At 69.5% G+C, this 2,200-nt stretch carries 1 protein-coding gene and 1 pseudogene; one reads left to right on the top strand and one right to left on the bottom strand.

Annotated elements, in window-relative coordinates; genetic code table 11:
- Positions 1–97: 97 nt before the first annotated feature.
- Positions 98–1,150, top strand: coding sequence for a LacI family DNA-binding transcriptional regulator (locus KGA66_RS28675; RefSeq protein WP_211472686.1), 1,053 nt, complete (start codon positions 98–100; stop codon positions 1,148–1,150).
- 446 nt (positions 1,151–1,596) lie between these two features.
- Here the strand turns inward: KGA66_RS28675 and KGA66_RS28670 are convergent.
- Positions 1,597–2,200 (bottom strand): annotated as a pseudogene (locus KGA66_RS28670) (hypothetical protein); the annotation flags it as partial.

Genomic DNA, 2,200 nt, shown 5'->3' with positions numbered 1-2,200 from the left:
CTCGTAGAGCGAGTAGCCGTACGGCGGCATCGTGGACGGCGCCCTCTGCGTTACGCAACGGAGAGCGCTCTCCAGTCCGGTATGCAAAAATGTCCCCATGAGCAAAGACCGCCCCGCTCCCGGTGGCACTCCGACGCTGGAACACGTCGCGAAGGTCGCCGGGGTGTCCCGCGCGACCGTCTCGCGGGTCATCAACGGCATCCGCAACGTGGACCCGCAACTGCAGGAGATCGTCCGCGCCGCGGTGGAGCAGACCGGCTACGTGCCGAACCAGGCGGCAAGGTCCTTGGTGACGCGCCGCACGAACTCGGTGGCCCTGGTGGTCTCCGAGGCCGAGCACCGCACCTTCGACGACCCGTTCCTCGGCCGGATCTTCACCGACCCGTTCTTCGGGCGGCTGGTGAGCGGGATCATGGGGGTGCTGCGGCCGCGCGGGGTGACGATGGTGCTGATGCTCGCGGAGAACGACGCGGCGCGCACACAGCTGCTCGGGTATCTCAAGCAGGGCCACGTGGACGGGGTCATCCTGATCTCCTCGAACGTGGACGATCCGCTGCCGCGGCTGCTCACCGATGCCGGGCTGCCCGCGGTGCTCTCGCAGCGGCCGGTCACGCCGCTGCCGATCAGCTACGTGGACGCCGCGCAGAGCGCCGGGGCGAAGCTGGCCGCGGAGCACCTGATCGCGCGGGGGTGCCGGCGGGTCGCGACCATTTCCGGGCCGCTGGACATGCCGGCCAGCCAGGACCGCCTCAGCGGCTTCCGGGACGCGCTGGCGCGGCACGGACACGCGTACGTCCCGTCGGTCGAGGGCAACTTCACGCAGGAGACCGGCGAGCGCGCGATGCTCCAACTGCTGGAGGAGTACCCGGATGTGGACGGGGTGTTCGTGGCCAACGACCTGATGGCGCTCGGCGCGGTGCTTGCGCTGCACGACGCCGGTCGGCGGGTGCCCGACGACGTCGCCGTCGTCGGGTTCGACGACAGCAACGCGGCGCTGATGAGCCGTCCGCCGCTGACCACGATCCGCCAGCCGCTTGAGGACATGGCGGCCGAGATGGCCCACCTGCTGCTGGGCCGCATCGACGACCCGGACAGCAAGCCGACCTCGGTGATCTTCGAGCCGACCCTGGTGGTGCGCCAGTCCGCGTAGCGCGGGGTGCGTGCGCGTCGGAACGTTTCGCATCGACCCTCCAGGCGGGAAAGAGGCCACGAGACCGGAGCGGGCCCTCCGGCGCGGCCGTTGTTTCGCACGACCGATTGGAGAGCGCTCTCCGCTGGGAGATGTTTACGCCCCGACCCGGTTCTGTCAACGTCCGCGATGGCGCACCGCCGCGCGATGCACCGAAGCGGGTCGCACGGAAACGCCGCGCCGCGCCGTGTTTTTGACGACCGCCACTCGTCAGCGCGCCGTCGGCGGCCTGTAACCGGTTCCGGAACCGGTTACAGGCCGCCGACCCTCTTGACTTCCCGCCGCGACCACGAGTTAAATCACTTCGCGAAGTAAGTCTGCGGCGCGCGTACATCGCAAGGCGGAGCAGTGTCCGCGCGCCGTCAGGCTTTCCGGTCGGCGAGAGCAGACGCGTGCTGAGCGCCTGTTCAAGAGTTCGATTTCGCGTAGCACACGGCGGGCGGATTGGCAGTGCCCGACCACGCGCACTGGAGGCCGTGGTCCGCCGGATCGTTACTCAGATACCTGCCCAGACAGTCTCTTTCGGCTGATCTGCCGTGTACGAGGCAGTACTCGTAGGCAGCCGCGCCGTCGTGGAACGGACCGTCCACGTAGATCACCCAGAACCCGGGCAGGAGCGCGCCGTAGTCGTCGCTTTCGAGCCACTGCGCCTGCGCGAAGGTCGTCTGGACCTGTTGCAGCTGTTGGTCGCGCGCCGCGACACCGTCGGAGTGGGGAACCGAGGCGAGTTGGACGATCCAGTGGCCCGTAGGCGCCGACCGGGTGGGCGACGGCGCGGCCGTGGTCGCGAAGTTCGCGGCCGGCACGGAAGCGGCAGCGAGCGGATCGCGCCCGCCGGGCGCTTCCACGATCGTGACGGGGGCTTTGGCGGACGCGCTGACGGACACCGACGGCGACGAAGTGACTAAGGCCGCTGCCACGCTACCCACCGCCGCGATGATCGCGACGATGACCGCGCTCCACGCCCCGGCATGTTCGCTGAAGGCACGACTGTCGCGAGCCACCCGGCCC

The organism is Actinocrinis puniceicyclus, from assembly GCF_018283645.1.
Taxonomy (GTDB): domain Bacteria; phylum Actinomycetota; class Actinomycetes; order Streptomycetales; family Catenulisporaceae; genus Actinocrinis; species Actinocrinis puniceicyclus.
The sequence above is the reverse complement of the archived record's forward strand: the minus strand, read 5'-3'. Positions and strand labels throughout refer to the sequence as shown.